Source organism: Aneurinibacillus tyrosinisolvens (assembly GCF_001015055.1).
Classification (GTDB): domain Bacteria; phylum Bacillota; class Bacilli; order Aneurinibacillales; family Aneurinibacillaceae; genus Aneurinibacillus_A; species Aneurinibacillus_A tyrosinisolvens.
Map to the genome: position 1 here is coordinate 153718 of NZ_BBWZ01000004.1, position 22672 is coordinate 176389.

The following is a 22672-nucleotide window of genomic DNA, read 5'->3' on the forward strand; positions in this document are numbered from 1 at the left end:
TCATCACTTTCTTTCTTCTAACTTCTTCAGTACGGCCGATGCAAGTGCACTCATAAACTGTTCATCTGTGTTGGGCATCGGCGTGCGCAAGTAGCGGATGCCCAACTCATCCGCGAGATTTTTACACTCATGGTCGTTATCGTACAATACCTCAAGGTGATCGGAAACAAAGCCAATCGGACATAACACCATCGTTGTATACCCTTCGTCATAAAGAGTGCGCATCTTATCCAGCACATCTGGGCCGAGCCACGGGTCCGGCGTGCGGCCCGCGCTCTGCCAGGCCGTCGTGTAATGGGGTACACCCGCCATTTCAGCGATTGCGCGTGCATTGTCTGCAATCTGTTCCGGATACGGATCATTCATCTGGATGATTTTCTCCGGCAGGCTGTGCGCAGAGAAAATGACCATCGTGCTGCCAAGCTCACCCTCTGGAATCATGGCAACCTTTTCTTTCAGCTGCTCAGCCCAGTAGCGAATAAAAGCGGGTTCCTCATGCCAGCTGTCAATCGAGTGGATGAGAGGGCTGCCGGCTTTCTCGCTTTCTTCGTGTGCCCGGCTGTTATAAGATTTCGCGCTGAATGTGGAATAGTGAGGGGCAAGGACAAGGCTCACAGCCTCCTCGATCCCGTCTTCCTTCATGCGGCGTACGCCGTCCTCAATGAAAGGATCGATATGTTTCAGGCCGAGATAGGCCTGAAAAACAATTTCATCCTGCATGCTGTTCAGTTTGTTTTCCAGTGCAGCAGCCTGTTCCTCCGTAATACGGGAGAGGGGGGAAATTCCCCCGATCGCTTCGTACCTGTCCGTTAACTCCTGCAGAAGCTCGGGGGTCGGCTTTCGCCCGCGGCGAATATGTGTATAATACGGCTCGATTTCTTCTATGCTCCTTGGAGTGCCATAAGCCATCACTAGAAGGCCCATTTTCTTTTTCGTCATAAAAGATGCCCTGCCTTTAGTTGTTTTTTGCTGAATACTCGTGAATAAAAGCGGTCAAGCGCTGAAGTGTTTCCACTTGCACCTGCGGATAAACGCCGTGCCCCAGGTTAAAGATAAAACCAGGAGTCTGCATTCCTTCATCAAGGATTCCCCTTGTTTTCTTCTCGATTTCCGGCCAGGAAGCAAGCAGAAGCCCCGGATCCAGGTTGCCCTGCACGGTTTTCGTAACGCCTTGTCCGCGCGCGAAAGAAATCGGGGTTCTCCAGTCGAGCCCGATTACATCAAGCGGCAGCCTATCCCATTCGTGCAGCAGGTGGCCTGCCCCCACACCGAACATAATTTTCGGGGCAGATTCTTCTTCAAGTTCGGAAAAAATACGGTTCATAATAGGGGCTACGAACTGGGCGTAATCCTGTGCATTGAGCGCGCCAACCCAGGAATCGAAAACCTGGACAGCCTGCGCCCCGGCAGCCATTTGCGCCTTCAGATACGTTACCGTCATTTCGCCAAGTCGGTCCATCAGCAGATGCCAGGCTTCAGGGTCGGAGTGCATGAACGCTTTTGTTTTGTAATAGTTGCGGGAAGGTCCGCCTTCGATTAAATAACTGGCAAGGGTGAAGGGAGCTCCGGCAAAGCCGATAAGGGGCACGCGCAGTTCTTCGCGCAGCAATTTAATCGTATCCAGAATATAAGGAACGTGCTCGGAAGGCTCCAGCTTGCGAAGCTTTTCTACGTCGCCTTTCCCTGTTATCGGGTTCGCAATGACCGGGCCGATGCTGGATTTAATCTCAACGTCGATGCCCATAGCAGGCATGGGTGTCATAATGTCCGCGAAAAGGATAGCCGCATCTACATCCAGCTGATGAATGGGCAGCATGGTTACTTCCGCGCAAACCTCAGGCCGGTGTGTAATTTCAAAAAGGGAGTATTTCTCCCTGATTTTTCTATATTCAGCCTGGTAGCGGCCGGCCTGTCTCATGTACCATACAGGAACGTGAGAGTGCTCTTCTCCCCGGCATGCCTTTAAAAAATTATCGTTAAACGGCTTCGCGCTCATTCTTCCACACCTTTCTATTCCGTAAACCCAAAGATCTATTCCTATTGTACGATAGCATATTTTATATGTAAAATATAAGGAATTATTGTGACAAGTATTCTTCAAGCGTACTATTTTTAGAGGCGATTTCCTGCGCCGCTTCCTTGCCGACATAACGGATATGCCACGGTTCATAGGAATATCCGGTAATTTCTTCTTTGCCTTTCGGATAGCGGATGATGAAACCGTACTTCGGCGCATGTTCCTTCAGCCAGATTCCCTCAGGTGTTTCCCCGAACTTCTCTTCTAGCGTAAAGCCCATGCGATGGCTCGTAATATCGATGGCAAGGCCGGTCTGATGCTCACTCTGTCCAGGGTGAGAACTCACTTTGTTTGCTTCTTGTTCTCCGCCGTATTTTTTCGTCAGCCTTTTAAAAACTGCTTGCTGTGTCGCATAGGAGCGATAGGCTGATTGGCCGACAAGATCGATATGCTCTTCCTTGGCCTGGGCAAACAATTGCTCAAGGGCAGCGGCCGCTTCCTTGCGCATTAATTTCTTCGGATCCTTTTTTTCGATTGAGAAAGGAATGTTAGGCTCTACCAGATCCGGTGGTTCATAATCTGCGCCCATGTTTCGCTGTTTGTTTACGACAACGAGCGTATCCAGCATGTTGGTTACTTCCTTCGTGCCGTTCCCCCGCGTTGTAACGGTTGCAGCCAGTGCGGCCGCTGTTTTCGGTGAGTTATTCTGCTGTTTTGCTTCTTGTTGCTTTGTGTTACTGTGCTCACTCACCGGTTCGGAAGAGCAGCCTCCCGTTATTGCTGCTGACAGCAGGACGAATGCTGCTATGCTTCTCATTTTCCCCACGATTTTACCCTCTCTCCATCACTTCTTTTTCTATCAGACAGGGGCATACAAAACGAACATAAAACAGTGTAGTATATGCCCCGGCATTAGTTGGCATAACGTATACAATCTTATCACATACGGCAAAGCGCGTTCAATTTTCGTTTTTTTCTTCATGGGCTGTCCCTGCCCTGCATACAGTTAAGTAAAAGGGGGGGGGGACGTGCATGGAGTATATCGTACAGAAAGGTGATACACCGCTTAAGATTGCGAGCCGGTTCGGTGTGGGGGTTACCGGCATCCTCGCGGTAAACCCGGATATTATCGCACCGGAATATTTAATACCGGGGCAAATTATTGAAATACCGGAAGCTTCCGTAAAATACGCGGCGCAGGAAGGAGATACCCTTCGTACGATTTCGGAAAAATTCGGCGTTACGATAGAAGAAATTCAACGGGCGAACGTGTTGTCTGAAGATGAGATATCAATAAAGCCCGGCCAGGTGTTCTGTATACCGAGAAAAAGAAGAGAAGGGATCGTCCAAACGAATCAGGAGTACACGTATGACAACCTTGTAGAGGATCTTATAACGCTCGCCGGGCGGTACCCATTCATTCACCTTGAGGTTATTGGAAAAACGGTTCTTGGAAAAAGCATCTATGCAGTGCGGTTAGGAAAGGGAAGCAAGGAGGTTTTTTACAGCGCGGCCTGGCACGCAAATGAATGGATTACAAGCCCGGTTTTGATGAAGTTTATCGAAGATTTTGCAGATGCTTTTTCTAAAGGGAACTCGCTGCGCGGATATGATGTCACTTCTTTATTTCATGCGTTTTCCATTTGGCTCGTGCCGATGGTCAATCCGGATGGAATCGAACTCGTTGTAGAAGGAATTACGCCCTGCCACCCGCTTTACGAAAGAGTAATGAAAATTAACAACGGCTCCCCATTCTTTAGACAATGGACAGCGAATGTTAGAGGGGTTGATTTGAATCACCAGTGGCCGGCTCTGTGGGAGGAAGAAGCGCAGACGAGCCCGGAAACGTATGCACCCCGGCATTATGGGGGGGCTTTTCCTTTATCCGAACCGGAGACGAAGGCTGTATATGAGTTCACGAAGCGGCATGATTTTCTCACGGTTCTCGCTTACCATTCCCAGGGGCAGGTGATCTACTGGGGCTTTGGCGCAGCAAATCCCGAAGCAAGCGAAAAAATCGTCACCCGCATGCAGGTGCTGAGCACGTACACACCTGTTCATACGGCAGATAGCTCGGCGGGGTACAAGGATTGGTTTATCCAGGAATACCGCAGGCCGGGCTATACGATTGAAGTTGGGGTCGGCGTCAATCCGCTACCTGTCGAACAATTCGATACGATTTATAACCAGAACCTTCCTATCCTGCTTGAGACCCCGCTGCTTGTTGAAAAATATAAAGGATGAAAGCGCGTTTAATGAAGAACATCCCACAGCTGTTTTCCAATAAGAAGGGCGGTTACACCGATAAAAAGCGGACGAACATAAGTAGATCCCTTGCGAATGGCAAGACGTGAGCCGAAAATCGCCCCGGCGATCATCGCAAGGCCCATCGGAATTCCATACGCATAATTAACCGAACCGAGCGCCATGAACGTGACCATCCCTGCAATATTGCTCCCGAAATTGAGTACCTTAGAATTTCCAGCAGCGCCGACAAAATCAAAGCCAAGCATCAGGAAGGAAAAGAGGAGAAAAGAGCCGGTCCCCGGACCAAAAAAACCGTCATAAAATCCGATAATGAGAGCAATGGTGGCGGAAAGATAGGCAATTTTTCTGGTCATTCCCTTGTATGTCGATTGGCTGCCCCAGTCTTTTTTGAACAGGGTGTATACCGCAACGAGAGTAAGAAGCGTGATGACGAGCGGCTTTAGAAACTCAGGCGGGATTTTTGTCACAGTATAGGCGCCGATAGCGGAGCCGATGAGTGAGAGCGGAAACAAGTATTTAACAAGCCGGACGTTCACTTTTCCCGAGCGCATAAAAGAAATGGTGCTCGTCAGAGAAGACATCGTGCTCGCCAGTTTGTTTGTTCCGAGCACAACATGGGAAGGCAAACCGGTAAATAGCAGTGCGGGTACTGAAATTAAGCCCCCGCCTCCTACAACGGAATCGATAAAAGAAGCGATAAATCCGGCCGCAAGCAAAAACATAAGCATATTCATGTCGACGTGTTCCATTGTTACCTCCTGCGCATTTCTAAAAAATAAGGGCACTTACTTAAGAATAAACGAAGTTCAGGAGATGGCAATGGGAAAATACAAGAGGGCAACAAAAAAGCAGGCCTGATATCGAGGCCACTGAAAAACTTACGTTTTCAGTGGCCTCCTGACCTCGCCTGCTTTTTTCGTTATCCGAGCAATACCTCGATGACCCGGTGGGTTAGGTTCGGTACCATTTGGAGAGAATACCTGGCTTCCATGCGCTCATACTTTTTATGCGCGTCAAGCCCGTATGGACCAATATTAATGACAGGAACATTTATATCCCGAATATCCTGGTAATCAACGTGATATTTTTTCCCGAAGGAAGGATTGTTGGCGGATTCGGCCCGGATTCCCTGTTCATCGTCACTTAACCCGACAAAGCTCATGTCAGAAATGTAAGGGAAGAAGTTTCTTATCACAATAGGGTGTTCATAATGAGGCTGAATATCATCTACGGCTTTCTCCAGCGCTTGAATAAGCAGCTTCTCATTCTCTGTTTCCCCTGTTAATTCAATGCGGGGGGAATAAATGGAGGAATAGAAAACAATGATGGCAGGGCTCCGGTCTTTCATCCATCCCCATGCTTCTTCTACAACACGGGCGGCATACATACGGCTATCAAGCGACCGGTCGGCAAGAAGGCCATCCTTGAACTTTTCTATGTGGGTCTCATAAGCCTCCCCATGTTCATTACGAAGCTGTTCAGTCATTTCTTCATAAGTAAAAACTCTTGGCTTCCATGAGATCCCCTTGTACGGCTCCCCGCTTTTCTGGCAGTAAGCTTTATATCGCTCGCTAAATAAGGATAAGGCGTTCGTAAAGGCGATTTCCGCTTGCTGCTTCAATTTCTCCAGAACCTCTCTGGGTGACCAGGAGTGAACGAGGAAGTTGTAATATACATAAGCGGAGAGGGCCGTCTGCACCGTATAGGAAGGCTTCAGGTCTGTCTGCTTTAGTGATACGGGAGGAACGGTTACTTCTCCGTACGCCTCATTGCACAGCTCTGGGTTGTAGTCAATTTGCCTTGTGAGTTCGGCGGCAACAAAGTTCGGATCAAGCCCTTCAAAGCAGGAGCCTACGTGTGTTTCCGCCCCTGTAATGAAAAAGGAAGGGAGAAGCTTGCCGACCGTCCCTTTGTATATGTAGCGGTTTTCGTCTTTTTCGTGCCTGGGGGAGACAAAATCAGCGTTCACGGCCGCAATATAGTGAAAGTCGTATTTTTCCTTCCAGCTTTTTAGCGGCTTCAAGGCAGAAAGAATGCCGTGCGAGCTGTCTTCCTCATCACATTCTGCAACGAATACAAGGTTTCCATCCAGCAGCTCCGGGTTTTCGGCATAATATTTTAACAGGTACAGATTGCTGGCTACCCCGCTTTTCATATCGAGCATCCCTCTTCCGAAAAGCCAATCGCCCGAGGCAAGCTGTTTTTCCACATCTTCGGGCAGCTCCTCCTGGTGTAACGCTTTCATTAATTCTGAAGGGTGGTAGGCCACGCCCTTCAGATGATTGTAGTCATCAATGCCGACGGTATCGATATGCCCCATTAAGATAACCGTCCGGCTGCTCGTATTTTTCGTTCCTTTTACACAGGCTAACACGTTATAACGTTCCCATTCATCATGCATCGTTGGCATAAGAATCACCTGTTCAGGGTGGCTTGCAAAGTATGGAAGGGAAGAAACCATCTCATAGAGGGCGTGTGCGATATTTTTTTCTCCGTCTGTATTTACGATGCTTTCTATTTTTACAAGTTGTTCCGTTATTGCGCGTACTTCGTCACGGCAATTGAGCATAGTTTCTCCTCCAATGATTCGTTATAAAGCGATTATACAAAATTTTTTTTCTAATCAAAATAGAGATGGCTGTCTTTTTTTCTTAGAGAAGATAAGAATGAGCGTCCCTGCGCTAATGTAACCGAACAGGGGATACAGGTGGTGTACAAGCGTAGAAAATCCAAATTGGCTGATGACATAACAAACGAGCAGAAGAGAGAGGATGATGAATTGTTTTTGAAAAGAGGGCGGCAGGAACAGTTCAAGCTGCCTGGTTAAGCCAAATACATTTCCGACAAGTGTAGTAAAGATCTCCCCAAGAATAATCAGGCTAAACAGCCAGTGCACAACCGGGCTAAACATCGAAACGATTTGCGCCATCGGGATTTCTGCCCCTCTGATTTGCTCAAAATGAGCTGACAATGCGTAATTGCTTAAGAAGAGCAGAAGGCCAAGCCCCAGCCCCCCAATTATCCCTCCGCCGATAATCGAATATTTATCTCTTATTTCATTTCCTAAAGGGACGAGCACAGCCAGACCAAGAATGACGTTGAAGGAAACATAGAGAAAGGGGGAGTACAGCCAGCCTCCTGCAGCAGGAAGCGAAGGAGCAGATGCGATGCCGTGGATGGTAAAGGTTTTAATCGCAATGAGTAGATTAAACGCAATCATGAGAGGGACGACAACACTGTTGACTGCTATGATCGCTTCCATCCCCCGCAGCGTAACCACATAAATAAGCAGCATGGTGCAAAATATGCCGGCCTGGTAGTATCCCCCGAATTGTTGTTCGAATAGAGCACCTGTTCCCGCGAGCATCACACCCGTAATGCAAATGAGCATGGCGAGCGTCGCCCAATTAATCCAGCGTCCAATGGTATGGCCGAACATATGATTATTAAACTGGTGGTAGGATGGTGCATTGATTTGTGCGGAGATAAGCATAATCTTGTTGCCTGCAGCAATGAACAGCACGGTGCAAATCGCGATAATAAACAGGCTCTTATCACCAAACCGGGTAATGAATTGAAAGATTTCCTGGCCGCTGGCGAAGCCGGCGCCAACGACCGTGCCGATATACGTGAAGCCAATCTGAAGCATCGTCTTCCCTCTTTTTATCACAATTGATTCCCTCCATTGGCAGGAAAACCAGGTTGCGGATTATCCGCTCTTTTATACTATGAGATTGTCCTGTTCAGTAGACGCTCAAAAAAATTCGTTACTTTACTTGCAACTTGTTTTACAATAGACTAGAGAAATAAACTAGGGCATATGCTTAACCTGGATAAACTGGAGGAAACTGCAGAATGGCAAAATGGTTAAAAGAATGGGTGCCTGTGATTTTGCTGGCGATCATCCTGAGCGTAACCATCCGTACGTATGTTGGAGAGGCGGTCGTCGTTCCGTCCGGCTCTATGATTCCTACAATTCATATTAATGATCGGCTTGCTGTAGAGAAGTTTACGAACGTAAGCGATTTGAAGTTCGGTGATATCGTCGTATTTTACCCGCCTCTCAAGGATAAGAAGGATGAGCGTTTCATTAAGCGGTTGATTGGTGTCGGCGGTGACACGATCCAAATCAAGGACGGCGCCCTCTACCGTAACGGTAAAAAGGTGAATGAACCATATATTAGAGAGGCAATGACGTACGAATATGGCCCTGTGACTGTGCCGAAAGGGAAGTTCTTTTTCCTCGGTGATAACCGCAATGAAAGCTATGACTCCCATCTGTGGCCAACGCCGTTCGTTGATGCGAAAGCAATTGCCGGTAAGGCGATTTTCAGATTTTACCCGTTCACACAAATGCAGGAAATGTAGCATACGATCCCTTCCGCTCCCCGGCGGAAGGGATTTTTTATTGTTAAGGAACGAGAAACGTGTTACAAGCGGTTCGGTTAGGGGAATAATTAAAATAGAAGAAAATGTAAAGGACTGGATAGAAAGGCTGTGGCTGTATGAAAGAGAAATTGCTTCTCATTTATAACCCGGTTTCCGGCCAACAACTCGTAGGTGGCCAGCTCGGTGATATCGTTCTTTCCCTGCAGGAGAAATGGGACGTTACGATCCGGCCGACAGCCAGCAAGGGGCATGCAGAACAGATGGCGGCTGAAGAAGGCGGCAGGTATGACGTAATGGTCGCTGCAGGAGGAGACGGAACCATACATGAAGTAGTGAACGGAATGATGAGGGCCCGGCAGCAGCCTGTCCTTGGCATTCTCCCCGGTGGAACGGCTAACGATATCGCCCGCACGCTGCAAATTCCCTTAACTCTTCTTGAAGCGTGTGAATTTATGAAAACGGAAGAGCCAAAGTTTATTGATATCGGTAAATACGGTGAGCGATATTTTATGAACTTTTTAGGGCTTGGGCTTATTTCCACGGTGTCTAAGGATATAAAGAATGAGACGAAAACGTACCTCCGCCATTTTACCTACTACATAAAGTCACTGCAGCACATGCAAAACAATCAGCTGTTTCATGTGACCATTGAAACAGAGAAACGGAAAATCGAGGCGGACGCGGTCATGGTGTATGTGGCGAATGGACAATCACTTGCCGGGCTTGAATTGTTCACGGATAACGAAATGAATACCGGGCAGTTCGAAGTTGCCATTGTCCGCAATGTGGGTCTGTCAGAAATCATTAGCGTGGCCTCCTCCTACATAAAGAGTGAGCCAATCGAGCATGAAGCCTTCTATCTCTTCAAAGCGGATTCACTTTCGATTCATTGTGACCCTCCCCAATTGATTGACACGGATGGAGAAAAAGAGGGACAGACTCCCGTGAGTATCGAACTTCTGCGGGAAAAAATGAGGGTAATTGGGCATCTGTAGCGGCAGCAGAATGAATCGATTTTCCCATTATTGTTTCACACTGGCGCACTGTGGAAAAGGATACATGATAAACAACTTTAAAGTAAAAAAGAGCGGTAAGCCAGGTATTCCGGCTTACCACTCCCCTGTTTTCTGATTGACGCTATTTCATTGTTTCACTGCGAAGCGGCTCTCCACCTTTTTCCCAGCATACCATAGCCCAAGCACGGCAGCGAAGACAAGGAGAAGCCTCCATGGTTCCCGAATGAATGAAGCAAGGTCATGCCCGATAAATGAAATCATGAAAATCATAATCGCTTTGCTTGCTAGAATCGCCGCCGCAAACTGGACTGTTGAAACTTTAGAGAGCGCAGCCACGACGTTGATTAAGGAAGAGGGAGAAAACGGAAAGCAGCACAGCAAAAAGATCGCGCTGAATCCGTGCCGGTTCATCCAATCCATAGAATAATTGACTTTCGGATGCTGCGTAAGAAAGCTCATAAATCGATGCCGGGCAAGTTTGCGGCATAGCAGGAATACAAGGATCGCTCCGGCACTGGCACCGAGCCAGGAATAGAGAAATCCTAACCATAACCCATACGCAGCGGCATTGCCTGCCACAATGGCAATGAGAGGCAGCATCGGAAGGAAAGCTTCCACAAACGTAGAAAGGATCCCCGGCAATGGTCCAAGCGATTCATATTTATCCAGCAGCGCCATAAGATTTTTAGTTGAAAGATACGAGAGTAGTGTTGTCCATTCCATACTGCTATTTTACCTTAGAAAAAAGGAAAAAGCATCCGGGAGTTCTTTTTGCCAGAACCCCCAATCGTGCCCGCCCTGTTTCTCCAAATATGTGACGGAAGCGCCTCTTTGCTTGAGCAGCTGTTTCATTTCCCGATTGTATGAAAGAAAGTCGGCGGTTTTGGTTCCTACGGGCACTTGTGTTTCATCCAATCCGATGAGCATATAAATCTGAAGGCCGGAAAGAGTTTCTTTTCGCAGCACCTCTTTCATTGCTTCAGGATAAAATGCTCCGGATAGAGAAATGACGCGGGAGAAAAGCTCCGGGCGTTCGAGGGCTAAATCAAGGCTTACCGTTCCCCCCAGTGAATCGCCCACAAGGACGCGCTCACCAACAGGAAATTCATTCTCAACAGCCGGAACCAGTTCCTCAATAAAGAAAGACTTGTAAGCTGCATTGCGGGTTCTGTTTGTCCCGTATTCTTCGGTACGATTTTCCTTGGAAACTGTAACAGCAGCGATGATAAAGGGTAACAGTTTATCTTCGAGAATCATCTGCTGCGCAATTGTGGCCCCGCGTCCGAAGTTGAGAAATTGCTCACCGTCCTGGGCGTACAGGATCGGGTAGCGGCGCTTGGGGTCATAATCGGGCGGCAGGTAGACTTTATAGGAGCGTGTCTCTGCAAGGTAAGTACTATTAAGTTCACGGCGTAGTATTGTTCGTTTGCGCAGGCGTTCATCCATTGAGAAATTCCCTCCAAATTATATATGTATGTGTAAAAAAATTGGACATGATAAATACGAGGTGCTATACTCTTCGCGGATAAGAAAATCTAAAACTGTACTTGTTGTGCAACACTTGGTGTTATACTCCAAGTTTGTTCTATTACAGTAGTGCTAATATTCATTTCACACATTTTATCAAAAAAAGGAGTTGTCATGATGTTACAAATTCTTTCTCCTGAAGGCAAGGTCAATGACAAAAAACAAACGCCTGAACTTTCGAATGAACAGCTTTACGAATTAATGAGAAAAATGGTGTATACCCGCATGTGGGATCAGCGTGCCATCAGCTTAAACCGCCAGGGACGCCTCGGTTTCTATGCTCCGGTTGCCGGACAGGAAGCAACGATGGTTGGCAGCCAGAGTGCACTTTCGAAGGAAGATTTTATCCTCCCAAGCTATCGTGATATCCCGCAAATCGTGTGGCATGGCCTGCCTTTATATCAAGCTTTCCTTTATTCCCGCGGGCACATGCACGGTGGACAAATTCCGGAAGGCGTAAATGTTCTCATGCCGCAGATTATTATTGCCGCGCAAATTGTCCAGGCAATGGGTGTAGCTATGGCATTTAAACTAAAAAAAGAAAAACGGGTCGCGATTACGTACATAGGAGATGGCGGTACGTCACAGGGTGACTTCTACGAAGGCCTTAACTTTGCGGGCGTATATAAAGTGCCGGCGATTTTCTTCGTTCAGAATAACCGGTATGCAATCTCTACTCCGTTCTCGAAGCAGACAGCCGCGGAATCAATTGCGGTGAAGGCACAGGCAGCAGGCATTAAAGGCATACAAATCGACGGCATGGATGCGCTTGCTGTTTATGAAACCGTTCGTGAAGCAAGAGAGCGCGCATTAGCGGGCGAAGGTCCAACGCTTATTGAAGCGCTCACATTCCGCTATGGCCCGCATACAATGGCCGGTGATGACCCGACACGTTACCGCCAGCAGGAAGAAATGACAGAGTGGGAACAAAAAGATCCCCTTATTCGTCTGCGCACCTATTTAGAAGAGAAAAAGATTTGGACAAAAGAGGATGAGGATAAAGCAATCGAACAGGCAAAAGCCGAGATTGCAGAAGCCATCAAAAAAGCAGACGCATATCCGAAACAGAAGGTAACGGATTTAATCGATACTATGTTTGAAGAGAAAACGGCAAGGCTGCAGGAGCAATACGATGAGTACAAGCAGAAGGAGATGAAGTAAGCCATGGCACAAATGACAATGATCCAGGCGATTACAGACGCTTTGCGTACTGAAATGAAAGATGACCCAAACGTCCTTGTCTTTGGGGAAGACGTGGGGGTAAACGGCGGGGTATTCCGTGCGACAGAAGGATTGCAGAAGGAATTCGGAGAAGAGCGCGTATTTGATACACCGCTCGCCGAATCTGCAATCGGCGGCATGGCCGTCGGTCTTGCGCTCCAGGGATTCCGCCCGGTTCCGGAAATTCAATTCTTCGGGTTCGTTTTCGAAGTGTTTGACGAGATTGCCGCCCAGGCGGCGCGCATGCGCTACCGTTCCGGCGGAAAATACAACGCTCCGATCGTATTCCGTTCTCCGTTTGGTGGCGGCGTAAAAACGCCTGAGCTTCACGCCGATAGCTTAGAAGGATTAATGATGCAAACACCAGGCTTAAAGGTTGTCATCCCATCCAATCCATATGATGCGAAAGGACTGCTTATTTCCGCAATTCGCGACAATGACCCGGTTATTTTCCTTGAGCATATGAAGCTGTACCGCTCATTCCGCGGAGAAGTTCCGGAAGGATCATATACCGTTCCGCTCGGAAAAGCGAACGTTGTGAAGGAAGGAAAGGATGTCACTATCGTTACATACGGTGCGATGGTACAGACTTCATTAAAAGCAGCGGAGCAAATCGAAAAAGACCGTGGCGTTACCGTTGAAGTTATTGATCTTCGTACAATCAGCCCGATTGATATTGAAACGATTGTTGCTTCTGTTGAAAAAACAAACCGTGCCATTGTGGTACAGGAGGCACAAAGACAAGCGGGTGCAGCGGCTGAAATTGTCGCACAGATTAATGAGCGCGCAATTCTTTCGCTTGAAGCGCCTGTGCTGCGCGTGACATCACCGGATACTGTATTTCCATTTGCTATGGCAGAAGATATTTGGCTGCCTGATCCGGCAAGAGTAATCGACGGACTGAATAAAGTGCTTGATTTCTAACAATGGAAACATAAAAGGAGGGAAAACGATGGCATACCAGTTTAAAATGCCGGATATCGGTGAAGGAATTCATGAAGGTGAAATTGTTAAGTGGCACATTAAAGAAGGCGACCAGGTAGAAGAAGACCAGATTATCATGGAAGTGCAGAACGACAAGGCAGTGGTGGAAATCCCTTCTCCTGTAAACGGAAAAGTTCTTGCCATCAAAGTAGAAGAAGGAACCGTGTCTGTCGTCGGTGATGTGCTCGTTGAGTTTGACGCAGAAGGCGCAGACAATGAGCCGGCTGCTGTGGAGACAACTCCTCAGGCCGAAGCGGCAGCACCACAGGCACAACGAGTGGAAGAAGCAGTGCAGGTGGCGAATACTCCAGTAGATGCGGCTCACGTTCCTGGCACAGATGGAAATGTTGCGGTGGATGAATCAAAGCAAGTATACGCCACACCAGCTGTACGTAAATTTGCGCGTGAGCAGGGAATCAATATCCGTCAGGTACGGGGAACAGGCAAGAACGGACGGATTACGAAAGAAGATGTACAGACGTTCAAAGTCGGTGGACAGGCACAGCCTGCGGCCCAGGCAGCCGCACCGCAGCAGGCGAATGCAGCTCCCGCAGCAGCCGCGAATGCAACAGCGATTACAGGGACAGCGACCGTTCCAGGTGGACTTGAAGAACGCATACCTTTGAAAGGAATTCGCAAAGCCATTGCCACAGCGATGACCAAGTCGATGTATACAGCTCCCCACGTAACAATTATGGACGAGGTGGATGTAACGAAGCTGGTCGAAATGCGCGAGCGATTCAAGCCGATTGCCGCGAAGAAAGAAGTCAAGCTCACCTATTTGCCTTTCGTTGTAAAAGCCGTCATTGCCGGGCTGCGTGAATTCCCTGAGCTGAACGCAAGCATTGATGACGAGAAGAACGAAATCGTATTGAAAAAATACTATAATATCGGAATTGCGGCCGCAACAGACGAGGGACTTATGGTTCCGGTTATTAAAGAAGCGGATCGCAAGCCGCTCTGGAAAATCGCCAGCGAAATCTCTGAGCTTGCGACGAAAGCACGTGAACGCAAAGCGTCTGCGGACGAACTGAAAGGCAGCACATTCTCGATTACAAACATTGGTTCGGCGGGCGGAATGTTCTTTACACCGGTCATTAACTACCCTGAAGTGGCTATCTTAGGTGTGGGTCGGATTGCGAAGAAGCCTGTTGTCAATGAAAATGATGAAATTGTAGTAGCGCCGGTATTGGCCCTTTCCCTCAGCTTTGACCATCGCTTAATTGACGGGGAAATGGCGCAGCTGTATATGAACTACATTAAACAGCTGCTGCAAAACCCGGAAATGCTCGTTATGGAGGTGTAACAAATGGTAGTAGGTGAATTTACAACCGAACTTGACGTTCTCGTTATCGGGGCCGGACCCGGCGGTTATGTTGCCGCTATTCGCGCAGCACAGCTGGGAAAAAAAGTAGCGATTGTGGATAGAGATGAAGTAGGCGGCGTATGTTTGAACCGCGGGTGTATCCCTTCTAAGTCCTTGATTTCTGCGGCACATCGCTATGAGCAGGCAAAAGAAGGCGCAGACATCGGGGTTAACGTTGAAGGTGTTACCGTCGATATGAAGAAGGTCCAAGAGTGGAAACAAAGCGTAGTCAACAAGCTGACCGGCGGCGTAAAAACGCTCCTCAAGGGAAATGGCGTCGAAATCATTTCGGGTGAAGCCTTATTTGTCAGTGAAAATGAAGTGCGCGTGTTCCATGGCTATGACGTGAACCGCTACCGTTTCAATCACTGCATCATTGCCACCGGTTCACGCCCGATTGAAATTCCTGCGCTTCCTTTTAGCGAACGCATTCTTTCATCAACGGAAGCTTTGACACTCGATCACATTCCGGAAAAGCTGCTTGTTGTCGGCGGTGGATACATTGGAATCGAGCTGGGAACGACATTCGCGAAGCTCGGCGCAAAAGTAACCATTCTTGAAGGCAGCCCAAACATACTGCCGGGCTTTGAAAAGCAGATGGTTCAGATGGTGAAGAAAAAGCTAAAGAAGCTGAATGTAGACATTCATACAGAGGCAATCGCCAGCAAGAGTGAGGTAACGGAAAATGGAGTCAAAGTAACGGCTTCCATTAAGGATAAAGAGGAAGTATTCGAAGGGAATTATTGCCTTGTAACAGTGGGGCGCCGCCCGAATACGGACGAGCTTGGTTTGGACGCTATTAACATGAAGCTGACCGAGCGCGGATTGATTGAAATCGATAAGCAGTGCAAAACAAATGTGCCGAATGTATATGCGATTGGCGATATCGTTGCCGGACCTGCGCTTGCCCACAAGGCGTCCTATGAAGGAAAAGTAGCGGCAGAAGTCATTGCAGGGCAGCCGAGCGAGATTGATTACCTTGCGATTCCGGCCGTTGTCTTCTCAGATCCGGAAATGGCAACCGTTGGCCTTGATGAAGCACAGGCGAAGGAGCAAGGGTATAAAGTCAAAACCGGTAAGTTCGCTTTCGCTGCGAACGGCCGTGCGCTCAGTGTCAATGAGACGGATGGTTTCGTAAAAGTGGTGGCAGATGAAGAGGATGGACGTGTACTCGGGGTTCAAATTGTAGGGCCAGAAGCGTCCGATCTGATTGCGGAAGCAGGGCTCGCTATCGAAATGGGAGCGACGCTGGAAGATATTGCACTAACGATTCATGCGCATCCTACGCTGGCTGAGGTAACAATGGAAGCAGTAGAAGCAGCGCTCGGACATGGTGTACATTCTTTAACGAAATAAATAAGCATGGAAGAAGCCGGTGAGATGTCTCACCGGCTTCTTCTTTAGCCTGCTTATATTTCTTCTTCTGTGCTTACATAGTGTAAGGCTTCTTTTTCTTCTGTGCTTACATAGCGTAAAGCTTCTTTTTGTTTTTCACCCATCGCTATCCAGTGAAGAACACCGTTTATCTCTGAACCTGTTCTTCCCCGTGCGATAGAGATGGTTGCTGTGCTATTTGTTTGTTCTTTCAGCACGGTCTGGCAGGTCTGCTGATTGGTCATCGCTACAATAACGAAATCAGGAGTATGGTAAGGCTGTTGTAGAGTAATTGTAATTTCCATAACTTTTTCTTTAGCGGCAATTTGGAAAGGCACAATCCCGCATTGTTGAAGCGTGATTGAATTTCCACTGACGGTTTGAACCGGATTGAATGACAGCTTTTCTTCAGTTACGGAGTGATTGGTTATATGGTGTTCTTTTACTGCTTTATCAGCCAGCTTATCATTTGTAACGGCTCCATCCTGAAGCAGAGAATTCGAAATGGATTGCTGTTTAATATGATGCTCAGCAATAGTGCCTGATTTGAGGTGACGGCCATTGATGCTTTCTTTCTGTACATGTTTACCGGTTATGCTATCCAGTGCTATTTTTTCGCCGATAACAGAGCCAGGAGCAAGTTTGTTGCTTGAAATGGCGGCATCTTGAAGCAAAGTGTTTGAGATCGTCTGCTCTTGAATATGCTCAGCAGTGATAGCGCCTGATTTTAGATGGGTTCCCTCGATAGCCTGTTTTTGAATATGCTCCGTAGCTATACTGTCAGCAGCAATTTTGTCCCCGGTAACGGAGGTAGAAGCTAATTTTTCATTTGAAATGGCTTGTTCCTGAATGTGCTCAGCGGTAATGGTACCTGGTTTTAGATGGGTTCCCTCAATTGCCTCTTTTTGAATATGCTCCGTAGTTATACTGTCAACAGCAATTTTATCCCCGGTAACGGAACCGAAAGCTAGCTTATGATTTGAAATAGATCCATCTTGAATAAGGAAAGTTGTAATGGCCTGTTCCTGAATATGAGCCGCAGCTATACTGTCGGCAGCTATTTTGTCACTGGTAACAGAGTCGAAAGCCAGTTTATCATTTGTAACGGCTGCATCCTGAAGCAAAGCATTTGAGATCGTTTGCTCTTGAATGTGATGGGCGGTGATAACTCCTGGTTTTAGATGGGTTCCTTCGATGGCATCTTTTTGGATATGCTTCGCAGCTACACTATCAGCAGCTATTTTATCGCTGGTAACAGAATTGGTAGCAAGTTTATCGTTTGTAACGGCTGCATCCTGAAGCAGGGAACTAGAAATGGCTTGCTCTTGAATATGGTGGGCAGCGATTGTATCTGGTTTTAAATGGCGGCTGTTGATACTCTCTTCCTGTACATGTTCACCGGTTATGCTATCCATCGCTATTTTTTCACAGGTAACAGAGCCAGGAGCAAGTTTGCTGCTTGAAATGGCTCCATCCTGAATCAAAGCGTTCGAGAGCGTCTGCTCCTGAATGTGCTCGGCGGTGATCGTACCTGGTTTTAGTTTGCTTCCCTCGATGGCATCTTTTTGGATATGCTCGGTGGATATGCTATCTACAGCTATCTTGTCGCCGGTAACAGAGTCGGTAGCCAGTTTGGTATTTGAAATGGCTCCGTCGTGAATAAGGAAAGTTGTAATGGCCTGTTCCTGAATATGAACCGCAGCTATACTGTCAGCAGCTATCTTATCGCTGGTAACAGAGTCGGAAGCTAACTTATCATTTGAAATGGCTCCATCCTGAATCAGATCATTTGAGATCGCCTGCTCTTGAATATGGTGGGTGGTAATAGTACCTGGTTTTAGATGGGTTCCCTCGATGGCTTCTTTTTGGATATGCTCAGTGGATATGTTATCTACAGCTATTTTATCCCCGGTAACGGAGCCGGGAGCGAGTTTGGTATTTGAAATAGAGCCATCCTCGATAAGAGCGGATATAATAGCCTGTTCCTGAATATGGCGGGTAGTGATAGCATCCGTTCTCAAGTGATGGCTATCGATACTGTCGCTTTGAATATGACTGGCAGCTATACTTCCGGCCGTTAATTTATCTTCGGTAACAGAACCAGGTGCTAACTTTTCGTTTGAAACAGCCGCATCTTGAAGCAAGAAGTTTGAAATGGATTGTTCCTGAATATGATCTGTGGCAATGATACCTGGTTTTAAATGATGGCTTTCAACAGTATCATTCTGAATGTGAGTAGTGGATATACTGTCCGCGACGATTTTATCACCGGTAACAGAACCGGAGGCAAGTTTCTCACTTGAAATAGAACCATCCTTAAGCAAAGCATTTGAAATGGTCTGCTGTTGAATATGGTGGGCAGCAATTGCACCTTGTTTTAGATGGTGGCTATTGATGCTCTCTTCCTGTATATGTTCACTGGTTATGCTATCCACTGCTATTTTTTCACAGGTGACAGAGCCGGGAGCGAGCTTCTCAGTTGCAATGGCAGCATCTTGAATCAGAGAGTTTGAAATCGTCTGCTCTTGAATATGCTCGGCGGTGATCGTGCCTGGTTTTAGATGGGTTCCCTCGATGGTCTCTTTCTGGATATGCTCCGCACCTATACTCTCCGCAGCTAGTTTATCACCGGTAACAGATCCGGACGCGAGTTTGTCGCTTGCAATGGTACCATCTTGAATCAGATAGTTTGAGATCGTTTGCTCTTGAATGTGCTCGGCGGTAATGGTGCCCGGTTTTAAATGGGTTCCCTCAATCGTCTCTTTTTGGATGTGAACCGCAGCTATACTGTCAGCAGCTATCTTATCGCTCGTAACGGAGGCGGAAGCTAATTTTTTATTAGAAATGGCTTGTTCCTGAATATGATCTGTAGTAATCGTCTCTAATTTGAGATGAGACCCCTCAATCGCCTCTTTTTGAATATGCTCAGTGGATATGTTATCTATAGCTATTTTATCCCCGGTAATGGAACCGGAAGCCAGTTTATCATTTGTAACGGCTGCATCCTCAAGCAAAGCATTCGAAATGGTCTGCTGTTGAATATGGTGGGCAGCAATCGCACCTTGTTTTAGATGGTGGCTATTGATGCTCTCTTCCTGTATATGTTCACTGGTTATGCTATCCACTGCTATTTTTTCACAGGTAACAGATCCAGGAGCCAGCTTCTCACTTGAGATGGCTGCATCTTGAAGCAAAGCATTTGAGATCGTACGCTCTTGAATATGCTCGGCGGTGATAGCACCTGGTTTTAGATGGATTCCCTCAATCGCTTCTTTTTGGATATGCTCCATAGTTATACTGCCAGCAGCTATTTTGTCACTGGTAATGGAGGCGGAAGCTATCTTGCCACCGGTAACAGATTCGGAAGCCAGTTTGGTATTTGAAATAGAGCCATCCTGAATCAGGGAAGGTGTAATGGCCTGTTCCTGAATATGAGCCGCAGCTATACTGCCAGCAGCTATTTTATCAGCGGTAACAGAATCGGAAGCTAGCTTATCAGTTGAAATGGTCTGCTGTTGAATATGGTGGGCAGCAATTGTATCTGGTTTCAAGTGACGGCCGCTGATGCTCTCTTTCTGTATATGTTTACCGGTTATGCTATCCACTGCTATTTTTTCGCCGGTAATAGAACCAGGGGCAAGTTTGCTGCTTGAAATGGTTGCATCTTGAATTAAGGAGTTTGAGATCGTCTGCTCTTGAATGTGCTCGGCGGTGATGGTACCTGGTTGTAGATGGGTTCCCTCAATGGCCTTCTTCTGAATATGATCGGCTGTTATGCTGTTAGCAGCTATTCTGTCGCTGGTAACAGAGCCCAGTGCTAGCTTTTCATTCGAAATGGTCTGTGTCTGAATATGTTCGGTAGCAATAGCATTTGGTTTTAGGTGATAGCTATCAATACTTTCTTTCTGAATATGGCGTGATGCAATGCTGTTGTCAATGAGCTTCTCACTGGTAACCGAATTTGGAGCCAGCTTATCATTTGAAATCGCTGCATCTTGAATTAAGGAATTCGAGATGGATTTTTCCTGAATATGATGGGTCGTGATAGCATTCGTTCTCAAGTGATGGCTATTGACGCTCTCGTTCTGGAGGTGATTGGGGGCAATACTGTCTACAGCCAGTTTATCCGAAGTAACAGAGCCAGGAGCGAGTTTGCTGCTTAAAATGGACGCATCTTGAATCAGCGAACTAGAGATGGATTGCTCCTGAATATGGTGGGCAGCAATTGCATCGGGTTTCAAATGACGGCCGCTGATGCTTTCTTCCTGTATATGTTCACCGGTTATCGTATCCACCGCTATTTTTTCGCAGGTAACAGAACCAGGAGCGAGTTTACTGCTTGAAATGGTTGCATCTTGAATTAAGGAATTTGAGACGGTCTGCTCTTGAATGTGCCCAGAGTTAATGGTGCCTGGTTTTAGATGGATTCCCTCGATGACCTGTTCCTGAATATGCTCCGTAGTTATACTGTAAGCGGCTATTTTGTCACGCGTAACGGAGGCGGGAGCTAATTTTTCGTTTGAAATAGCTTGTTCCCGAATGTGATCTGCATCAATGATGTTCAATTTAAGATGAGATCGATCAACGGTCTCTTTTTGAATATGCTCGGCGGATACACTATCTACAGCTATTTTATCCCCGGTAACAGAACCAGGAGCGAGTTTATCACTTGAAATAGAACCCTCCAGAATCAACGAATTCGAGATGGAGCGTTCCTGAATATGGTGCCTGGTAATGATACCCGGTTTTAAATGATAGCTTTCAACGGTATCATTCTGGATGTGAGCAGTGGAGATGCTGTCCGCGACGATTTTATCACCGGTAACAGAATCGGAGGCAAGTTTATCATTTGAAATGGCTGCATCTTGAATTAAAGCGTTCGAAATCGCCTGCTCCTGAATGTGATGGGAGTTGATAATGGCTGGTTTCAAATGATAACTCTCAATTGTCTGTTTCTGAATGTGGCCTGATCCTATACTGTCCGCGGCTATCCTGTCGCCGGTAACAGAGCCGGGCCCTAGCTTTTCATTCGAAATGGCCTGTTTCTGAATGTGCTGAGTGGCGATAATGTTTGGTTTCAGGTGATGCCCTTCAATGGTCTCTTTCTTAATATGTTCGGCTACGATACTGTCAGCAACTATCTTGTCACTGGTAATAGAACCGGGAGCGAGTTTCTGTGAGATGATACTTTTATCGGACAATTTTACCGTTGTAATGGCCAGGTCAACTATTTTGTCGGTCGACACTGATTCAGAAGCTAATTTGGATGCTGTGATTGCATGGTCAACAAGATGCTGGTTACTAATAAGTCCATCGTTTAAATGGTTTTGTTTTATTGAGTTTTTTGCTATTTTACTCGAAGTTACTGCATCATTCTCCAAATGATGGGTACTGATTGAGTTTTCAGCGATATGCTTCGTTTTTATACTGTTAGGTGCGATATTGTTATCATAAACAACTACATCTCCCAGATGGTGGTGCTGGATTGTTTTCGGTTGAAGATGAACAGCGGAAATACTTTCCTCGCATATTTTATCTCCAGTTATGGAACCTTCTCTTATTTTTTGAGTCGTTACAGCACCATCTGCTAATTTTACGGAGTCAACTGCATTTTTTGCCAAATTATTTGTTTGAATGCTTCCATTCTTTATTTTCTCCGAAGTAATCGCATGATCCTGGATAAGGTCGGTCGTGATTATCTGCTCGGATAGATGTTTTGTTTGGATTGAGTGATCGGCAATTTTCATGGAATCAATCGTCTTGTCGGCTAACTTATCCGAGGTAATGCTATTATTCATTAATTTGTCCCCGCGGATCGCCCGATCTTTAATTTTGTTTGCAGTAATTGAGTAATCAGCGACATGCTCGGTGTCAATAGAGGCAGGAGCAATCTTGCTTGAGATTACACTGTGATTTGCTAATTTAGAGCTATCTACAGCATAATCCTTCAGGGCTTCTGTTTTTATGCTCCCCTGTTGAATCTTTGTTTCATCAATCGCCCAGTTAGCGATTTTTTCTGTTGTTACTGCCTGGTTGATAAGATCGTCAGTGTAAATATATGCTGTAGTTTTTTCTCCCTTGCGGTCCGTCATCAGTAAAGGAGTAGCCGGTTTAGGAGCTTCTATATTTGGAATTTTATCTGTTTCCACAATAGGAATGGGTTTCTCTTCTGCGGGTTCATATTTCATAGGGGCTATTTTTTCCGCCCCGGGCATTCTGTAAGGTTCTGGTGCGAAGAAATCTGGCTCGGAAAACTCAGGTTCGAACACCTCCTGTTTTATAGGAGCAGGCTTTTTCCGATCTGTATTTCTAATGTTCTTTGCTTCCTGTTCTATCTCTTCCAATCCCAGAGTATCAAGCCAATCCAAATCAATATTATTAATTAATAGGGGATCATTTATATTTTTTTTACTCTTCCTCGGAAGAGGCCGTTTTCGGGGAGCTTTGGCCATGTGAATTCCTCCTTCTTTAATCCATCTGTGTTATATCGTATCATCTGTAACATATGCA

At 46.8% G+C, this 22672-nt stretch carries 16 protein-coding genes; 7 read left to right on the forward strand and 9 right to left on the reverse strand.

Annotated elements, in window-relative coordinates; translation table 11 throughout:
- Positions 1-3: 3 nt before the first annotated feature.
- The 3 genes from hemH to MBEAL2_RS05645 form a co-directional block, all read right to left on the reverse strand.
- On the reverse strand, positions 4-939 hold the full coding sequence (gene hemH / locus MBEAL2_RS05635) for a ferrochelatase (protein ID WP_047151338.1): 936 nt from the start codon (positions 937-939) through the stop codon (positions 4-6).
- Between the two features lie 16 nt (positions 940-955).
- Positions 956-1996 (reverse strand): uroporphyrinogen decarboxylase, encoded by a 1041-nt coding sequence (gene hemE / locus MBEAL2_RS05640; protein WP_047151339.1) that lies wholly within the window; start codon positions 1994-1996, stop codon positions 956-958.
- 82 nt (positions 1997-2078) lie between these two features.
- The gene (locus tag MBEAL2_RS05645) at positions 2079-2834 is read right to left on the reverse strand and encodes a M15 family metallopeptidase (RefSeq protein ID WP_047151447.1); all 756 of its coding nucleotides are present in this window, start codon (positions 2832-2834) and stop codon (positions 2079-2081) included.
- A gap of 215 nt (positions 2835-3049) precedes the next feature.
- On the opposite strand from MBEAL2_RS05645, the gene MBEAL2_RS05650 reads away from it, so the two are divergent.
- Positions 3050-4261, forward strand: coding sequence for a M14 family zinc carboxypeptidase (locus MBEAL2_RS05650; protein ID WP_047151340.1), 1212 nt, complete (start codon positions 3050-3052; stop codon positions 4259-4261).
- Between the two features lie 8 nt (positions 4262-4269).
- Here MBEAL2_RS05650 and MBEAL2_RS05655 read toward each other — a convergent pair whose 3' ends face one another.
- The 3 genes from MBEAL2_RS05655 to MBEAL2_RS05665 form a co-directional block, all read right to left on the reverse strand.
- Positions 4270-5034: a sulfite exporter TauE/SafE family protein gene (locus tag MBEAL2_RS05655; RefSeq protein ID WP_047151341.1), complete on the reverse strand. Its 765-nt coding sequence runs from the start codon at positions 5032-5034 to the stop codon at positions 4270-4272.
- Between the two features lie 170 nt (positions 5035-5204).
- Complete coding sequence (locus tag MBEAL2_RS05660; RefSeq protein ID WP_047151342.1) at positions 5205-6854, reverse strand: M20/M25/M40 family metallo-hydrolase; 1650 nt, start codon at positions 6852-6854, stop codon at positions 5205-5207.
- A 54-nt stretch (positions 6855-6908) separates the two neighbouring features.
- On the reverse strand, positions 6909-7955 hold the full coding sequence (locus MBEAL2_RS05665; protein ID WP_052947510.1) for a YkvI family membrane protein: 1047 nt from the start codon (positions 7953-7955) through the stop codon (positions 6909-6911).
- 185 nt (positions 7956-8140) lie between these two features.
- Here MBEAL2_RS05665 and lepB point away from each other — a divergent pair, with 185 nt between their 5' ends.
- Both lepB and MBEAL2_RS05675 read left to right on the forward strand, forming a co-directional pair.
- Positions 8141-8653, forward strand: a complete 513-nt coding sequence (gene lepB / locus MBEAL2_RS05670) for a signal peptidase I (protein WP_047151343.1) — start codon at positions 8141-8143, stop codon at positions 8651-8653.
- A 137-nt stretch (positions 8654-8790) separates the two neighbouring features.
- Complete coding sequence (locus MBEAL2_RS05675) at positions 8791-9669, forward strand: diacylglycerol/lipid kinase family protein (RefSeq protein WP_047151344.1); 879 nt, start codon at positions 8791-8793, stop codon at positions 9667-9669.
- Positions 9670-9816: 147 nt separating this feature from the next.
- Here MBEAL2_RS05675 and MBEAL2_RS05680 read toward each other — a convergent pair whose 3' ends face one another.
- Together MBEAL2_RS05680 and MBEAL2_RS05685 are read right to left on the reverse strand one after the other, a co-directional pair.
- Complete coding sequence (locus MBEAL2_RS05680) at positions 9817-10413, reverse strand: TVP38/TMEM64 family protein (RefSeq protein ID WP_047151345.1); 597 nt, start codon at positions 10411-10413, stop codon at positions 9817-9819.
- Between the two features lie 9 nt (positions 10414-10422).
- Positions 10423-11136, reverse strand: coding sequence for an alpha/beta hydrolase (locus MBEAL2_RS05685; protein WP_047151346.1), 714 nt, complete (start codon positions 11134-11136; stop codon positions 10423-10425).
- Between the two features lie 195 nt (positions 11137-11331).
- Between MBEAL2_RS05685 and pdhA the strand changes: the two genes are divergently transcribed.
- The 4 genes from pdhA to lpdA are packed head-to-tail and all read left to right on the forward strand — an operon-like array spanning position 11332 to position 16144.
- Positions 11332-12378 (forward strand): pyruvate dehydrogenase (acetyl-transferring) E1 component subunit alpha, encoded by a 1047-nt coding sequence (pdhA, locus tag MBEAL2_RS05690; protein ID WP_082129777.1) that lies wholly within the window; start codon positions 11332-11334, stop codon positions 12376-12378.
- A gap of 3 nt (positions 12379-12381) precedes the next feature.
- The gene (locus tag MBEAL2_RS05695; protein ID WP_047151347.1) at positions 12382-13362 is read left to right on the forward strand and encodes an alpha-ketoacid dehydrogenase subunit beta; all 981 of its coding nucleotides are present in this window, start codon (positions 12382-12384) and stop codon (positions 13360-13362) included.
- Between the two features lie 28 nt (positions 13363-13390).
- Entirely contained in the window at positions 13391-14728 is a 1338-nt protein-coding gene (locus tag MBEAL2_RS05700; RefSeq protein WP_047151348.1) for a dihydrolipoamide acetyltransferase family protein, read from the forward strand.
- Positions 14729-14731: 3 nt separating this feature from the next.
- Positions 14732-16144 carry a dihydrolipoyl dehydrogenase gene (gene lpdA, locus MBEAL2_RS05705; protein ID WP_047151349.1) on the forward strand — a complete coding sequence of 471 codons (1413 nt, stop codon included), beginning with the start codon at positions 14732-14734 and terminating at the stop codon, positions 16142-16144.
- A gap of 53 nt (positions 16145-16197) precedes the next feature.
- Here lpdA and MBEAL2_RS28930 read toward each other — a convergent pair whose 3' ends face one another.
- Positions 16198-22614, reverse strand: coding sequence for a WIAG-tail domain (locus MBEAL2_RS28930; RefSeq protein ID WP_052947511.1), 6417 nt, complete (start codon positions 22612-22614; stop codon positions 16198-16200).
- Positions 22615-22672: the final 58 nt, after the last annotated feature.